A 6,015-nucleotide genomic window follows, 5' to 3' on the forward strand; every position below is an offset into this window, starting at 1 on the left:
CCCTCCATGGGACTCATGTTCGGCATCGACCGCGCTCCCGAAGTTTTCGACGACAACACGATTGCGCCTGTCGAGGCGAAGGGCGGCATCAGTATCGTCAGCATGTGTATGTTCGCCGATAGCGACAAGGCGACCATCTGGCGCGGCCCGATGGTCTCGCAGATGATCCAGCATTTTATCCACCACGTGCGGTGGGGCAAGCTCGACTACCTGCTGGTGGACTTTCCTCCCGGAACGGGAGACATCCAGCTCACCCTCACGCAGAACTGCCCGATGGCGGGAGCGGTCGTTGTGACCACGCCGCAGGAGGTGGCGCTCGCAGACTGCCGCAAGGGGCTCGCCATGTTCGACAGCGTGGGCGTTCCTGTGGTGGGCGTCGTCGAGAACATGAGCTACTTTATCTGCGACCAGTGCGGCAAGCACCACAACATCTTCCGCGAAGGCGGTGGCGAACGCATCGCGAAAAGCTGGGGCGTGCCGCTCATCGCGAAGGTGCCGCTTGAACCTGCGGTGGCGGGTTGTGGCGACGAGGGAACTCCGGCCGTGCTCCGGTACCCGAACTCCGAATCGGCGAAGGCTTTTATGCAGGCGGCCGATGCGACTGTCCGGGCGCTCTCGGTTTTTGAATCCGAAGGCGACGGCGTTCTCAAGACTTTCAATTTCGAATTCGCGGAACTTCCGGAGGAGGACGTATGATTCAGCCCAAGAAGATTTTCAGGACAAAGGACGGCAGGCTCGGGTTCGAGTGGAACGATAGTTCACGTGGAGCATGTTCCATACGCGAACTTCGCCTCGCATGCCCCTGTGCGCTCTGTGTCGACGAGCATACCGGCGAAAAACTGCTTGACGAATCCACCGTTTCTGCCGATATAAAATTGGTAAAGGTCCAATCCATCGGTCGCTATGCGGCGGGACTGACCTTTAGCGATGGTCACAACTCGGGAATTTACCCTTACGACAAGTTAAAAGAATTGACGAAAAACGCGTAAAAAACCATATTTGTTTGACCGAAAGGTTATGGAAGATGGATAGATAGGTGTAAAGGTTATGAGTGATTTTAACGAAGCGCTTTATTTTCGCGATTTGAATCGTTATCCGACGCTCTCCCCGCAGGAGGAGATGGCGCTCTTGACGATTATCAGGTCGGACGAGAGTGAAGAAATCCGCAAGTCCGCACTGCAGCGGTTGATTCGCGGTAACCTCCGCTTCGTGGTCAGCGTCGCCCGCAAGTACCAGGGCCGCGGCCTCGCCCTCCTCGACCTCATCAACGAGGGCAACCTCGGACTATTCAAGGCGGCAAAGCGCTTCGACATGGATAAGGACGTGAAGTTCATCTCCTATGCCGTGTGGTGGATCCGCCAGTCCATCCAGAAGGCCTTGTTTGAACAGGTGGGCGCCGTCCGTATTCCGCCCAACAAGCTTGCTCTTGTGAACCGCTTCAAGCGCGCGCTGATGCTCAATGGCGGCGACTACGACAAGACGATTTCCATGGAAGAATTCGCCCCGTTCGAAAAGGACATCGTCGAGGTGATGGAAAAGATTGTCGATATTTCCCTGGATGCGCCTATCGGTGACGATGTCGGCGGAAGCGGAGCCGATTCCGTGAGCACGCTCATGGATGTGCTTGGTTCCGACGGCAACCAGGACGACGACATGGAGAAGGAAGAACGCAAGAAGCTCATCCAGGAAACGCTTGCTTCGCTCCCGCGCCGTGAAGAGGAAATCCTCCGCATGTTCTATGGACTTGACACCGTGGAAGACACGACGCTCAAGGATATCGGCGAAGACCTGCGCCTTTCCCGTGAACGCGTCCGTCAAATCAAGAACAAGACCTTGCGCCGCCTGCAGCGTAGCAAGGAACATAAAGAAAAACTTGTCGATTTCCTGGAGCTTTAATGTCTCGATCATCGTCGGCGGCTCGTAAGGCCGCATATTGGTTTCTGGCTGTATGCTGCGGAGCCCTCCTTGCTTTTGGCGGCTTCAGGCTCTATGAAGAATTCGGCCCTTCCAAGATTTCGGTCGATGGAGTCCCGTTCGGGGTCCCTGCGGGAACTACGGTAGTCCGTGGCGACACTCCCGACATGAACAAGCAGCTCGAACAGCTTCCCCTGCAGACCCAGACCGAAGTCCGTCGCGCTTTTGAACTTTCCCGTTCCGGCTCCAGCCGTCCCGCCTACGAGATTCTCGATGCGGTGGTCCTCCTGTTTCCGAGCCTGATGCCTGCTGTGTGGGGTGAAGTTAATACTTTGTTCGAAATGGATTCCCTCACGGAACAAGAAAGGGAACGCCTGAACCTGCTGGTGGCGCGCCTCCAGACGGCCTATCCCAATTCCGGCGTCGAGGCTTACCTCGAAAGCCGCAAGGCGTTCGCTGCAGGAAACTCCTCGCTTGCCATGCAGCTGGTCCGCGCTGCGGCAGAAAAGGCGCCTGCCCTTTACGAGGCGAGGCTCTGGTACGGGATGCTCCTGATGAACGAAGGGCGCTATGCGCAGGCGGTCGCCGAGACGCGCACGGCCATCAGCCTTTCGGCGGGGAACTCCCCGCGCGCTTACGAGACTCTCGCTAAACTCTATCACGACCAGGGCATGCTCGACAGCTGTTCTGCCGTTGTGGAATATGCCCTTTCGCAGTATCCCGTAGATGCGGAACTTATGCTGCTCCAGGGATACCTCGCGGAATACCGCGGGCATTTCGATGCCGCCGACAAGATTTATCAGCGCATCCTCGCGTTCCGCCCCGAATTCAAGAAGGCTGCCGCCGCATCTGCCACGCTCGGTGAAAAGTCTCCTCCGGGACCGGGCTCCGCGGTGAACCTCACGCCCAGGGACCGTGCGCAGATGGCCATCGATATCCTGGAACCGCTGGTGGACCGCTATCCTGAAAACCTGCCGCTGCGCGAAGCTCTCGGCCTTGCCTTTCTCAAGGGCCGCGAATTTGAACGTGCCCGCATCCAGTTCCAGGAAATCATGGGGCGCGATGCGGAATATCCCGATATCCAGTTGCGCCTCCAGGAAGCGAACGTGACGAAGCCTGCGCCGGTCTCGGGTTCCGACGGCCTGGCCGCGAACTTGAACCGTGCACTCGACAGCATCAAGGGCTCGACGGCGCCGACAAAGGAACATGACTTCACGACGATGCTTGGGCACTACCTTGTCCGCTACGGAGCGACTCCGGGTGAATTTTTCAAGAAGTACGCCATCAGCAATTTTCGCCCCATCAAGACGAACGTGTGGCAGGAGACTTTCTACGAGGCGCCCTACCGTCATACCTATACGGTGGTGTTCGATTCGCTCAACCATTTCCGCAAGGTCCATGTGACGGTTTTTGATTCCTCTTCTTCTTCGAACCATATCGGGCTTGCCCCCGAAATCTACACGCGGCTCCTGAAGCAGAACTCCCGCATATCGGGAATCGGCAGCAGCACGGGCGAGACGGTCTGCAGCGACAGCGTCGTTATCGATGCCGCCGTGTGGGAGACGCAGGATAACTTCGAAATCCTCGCCCGGTTCGTGGGGGTGCAGGCTGAAGTGCGCATGGTCCGTTTCGACAAGTCCGCGCTTCCGCCAGGGCTCAAGCTCTGCGACTATATTCCCTACCTGAAGGAATTCTAGAACTTTGCCGAAAATTGGCCACGTTGCCGGATAACGGCGGTGGCTAATTTTGTATTTTTACACATATGTTGCGCATCCGCTATATCGTGCTCGTTTTTGCCGCCTTTCTGTTCGAGGGCTGCACGTGTTGCGCATACCTGAACCACATGTTTAACGCGGAACGCCTGTACGACGAGGCGACCGAGATGCGGACGGCGCGTCTGGATAGCGTGCCCGATGCGGAAGCGTCTTCGCCGTCTAGCGAAGAACGCCAGAAATACGACAAGGTCATCGAGAAGGGCTCCCGCGTCCTCGAACGTTTTCCCAAGAACAAGAAGCGCACTGCCGAAGCCGTGTTCCTTATCGGGGAATCCTTCCGTCACAAGGGCGAATGGGGCAAGGCGATAATCAAGTACGACGAGTTTGAACGCTATTTCGCCGACCACGATTCCATGCGCACGGTGGAATACCAGCGTGCCTACTGCCTTTACAAGAACCAGGAATACAACATCAGCCGGTTTGCCCTGGAACCTGTCATTGCAAGCAAGGACCATCCTTACTATTTCCAGGGGCTGAACCTGCTTTCGCTTCTGGATGAGAAATCGGAACATCCGGACCAGGCCATTGCCGCCTTGGAAGCGGTGCTGGCCGATACGGCGGGGACGCCCTTCATGCGGGCGAAGGCGCACTTCCGGTTGGCGGGGCTCTACTACAAAAAGGAAAACTGGGACAAGGCGCGGGAACATTACAAGGCTCCCGAAATCGAACAGCTGACCGTGCGCGAAAGACAGACGGCGGGCGAACAGGCTGCGGAATGCCTCATCAACAAGAAGGAATACCTGAAGGGCGCCGACGAATACAAGGAACTCTACAAGAATCCGGAATATGAGGCGAAGAAGGGGGATTACCTGGTGCGTATCGGTGAGGCTACCTTGCTCGGCGACCGCTATCCCGACGCTTTTGTCATCTTCCAGAAGGTGAACACGGAATACCCGAAGTCGACGAATGCGGCCCGCAGCTACTTTAACCTCGGCGACTACGAGCAGACCAAGAAGCTCAATTACGAACAGGCGATGGTCTACTACGACAGCAGCTTTATCTCGAGGACGATTTCGGAATGGGGCAAGATGAGCCGCGAACGCCGCGATGCCCTGCGCAAGCTTGTCACGCTCAGGAACCAGAGCGATGACATGAAGCAGAAGGATTCGATTCCCAACATGGACCACTTTTTCGGCGTGGAGTTCGCGATTGCGGAACTGTTCCTGTTCAAGCTTTCCGAAGTGGACAGCGCGATTGCTAGGCTTACGGAAATTATCGAGACGACGGATGACTCGGTGAAGGTGTTGCGGGCGACTTACGCGCGGGCCTTTATCTACGACGAGTTCAAGGGTGACGAGGACAAGGCGGAAGAACTCTACAAGGAAGTTATCGAGAAGTTCCCGGGTACCGAGTACGCAAAGCAGGCGCAGGCGAACCTGGGCATGAAGGTGACCATCAAGACCCGCGACGACGAGGCCCGCGAAATCTACATGCGCGCGGAGAGCCTCTGGACGGTGGCGACGGAAATTCCTCTCGACCAGATGGAACTCGTGGATACGGCGTATGCGAATGCCTTTGCCGTATTCGACAGCCTCTACAACGAATATCCGGACACGGAATCGGGAATCCAGGCCCTCTACATGAAGGCTATCTACTATCGCATGAATCCGGAGCGCCTGGATAGCGCGGTGGCAATCTACAAGACCCTTCGCGACAAGCATGGCCGCACTCCGTGGGGCCAGGAAGCGGCGAAGGTCCTGAATACGAGACTCAAGACGTCGGATTCCGACCTCGAACGCTTGCGCAAGCGTGTGAAGGAAAGTGTCGAGCACATAGAGCAGCTTTCGGCGCAGTATTACCAGAACCTTAGCAAGAAGCCCGAAGAAAAGCAGGCCGAGGTCAAGACCAAGGAAGACGAGGTGCTCGAGAATACGTACAACAGCATGTACGATTTCGAGTAGGGGAGGCCTGTGCGCGCGTTCCTGGCTTCGTTGGCGTGTGTCGCGGTCCTTATTTCGGGATGTGCGGCGGGCAATGCGAAAATCGCATCGCGCAAGGGCTACGTGCGTTTCCCCGAAAAGCATTACGCGTTTGGCGAAAAAGCCGAAATCGGCCTGAAGATTCGGGGTGAGGCGAGCTATTACGGACCCGGATTCCATGGCAAGCAGACGGCGAGCGGAGAAATCTTTGACCAGGAAGACTACACCTGTGCGCACAAGAGCCTGCCCTTCGGTACAAAACTGAAGGTGGTGCGCGTCGACAACGGCAGCAACGTCGTGGTGCGCGTGAATGACCGGGGCCCGTACGTCGATGGTCGCATCCTCGACCTGAGTGTCGCCGCCGGGAAAAAGATAGGCCTTGACAAGGTCGGTCACGCCGAGGTGGT

6 protein-coding genes are annotated in these 6,015 nt (G+C 57.1%); all 6 read left to right on the top strand.

What is annotated here, in order from left to right; all coding sequences use genetic code 11:
- Positions 1–696: P-loop NTPase (locus B4A77_RS12790; RefSeq protein ID WP_290741241.1), on the top strand; the 696-nt coding region annotated here is incomplete at its 5' end.
- Positions 693–989 carry a DUF971 domain-containing protein gene (locus tag B4A77_RS12795; RefSeq protein ID WP_173365739.1) on the top strand — a complete coding sequence of 99 codons (297 nt, stop codon included), beginning with the start codon at positions 693–695 and terminating at the stop codon, positions 987–989. The genes B4A77_RS12790 and B4A77_RS12795, both read left to right, overlap by 4 nt.
- Positions 990–1,047: 58 nt before the next feature.
- Positions 1,048–1,896: a sigma-70 family RNA polymerase sigma factor gene (locus B4A77_RS12800; RefSeq protein ID WP_173365738.1), complete on the top strand. Its 849-nt coding sequence runs from the start codon at positions 1,048–1,050 to the stop codon at positions 1,894–1,896.
- Complete coding sequence (locus B4A77_RS12805) at positions 1,896–3,611, top strand: tetratricopeptide repeat protein (RefSeq protein WP_290726328.1); 1,716 nt, start codon at positions 1,896–1,898, stop codon at positions 3,609–3,611. The genes B4A77_RS12800 and B4A77_RS12805 overlap by 1 nt, the downstream gene beginning before the upstream one ends.
- A gap of 65 nt (positions 3,612–3,676) precedes the next feature.
- Positions 3,677–5,590 carry a tetratricopeptide repeat protein gene (locus tag B4A77_RS12810; protein WP_173381750.1) on the top strand — a complete coding sequence of 638 codons (1,914 nt, stop codon included), beginning with the start codon at positions 3,677–3,679 and terminating at the stop codon, positions 5,588–5,590.
- 9 nt (positions 5,591–5,599) lie between these two features.
- A partial coding sequence (locus B4A77_RS12815; RefSeq protein ID WP_290741245.1) for a septal ring lytic transglycosylase RlpA family protein occupies positions 5,600–6,015 on the top strand: 416 nt, incomplete at its 3' end.

Source organism: Fibrobacter sp. UBA3718, assembly GCF_002371935.1.
Taxonomy (GTDB): domain Bacteria; phylum Fibrobacterota; class Fibrobacteria; order Fibrobacterales; family Fibrobacteraceae; genus Fibrobacter.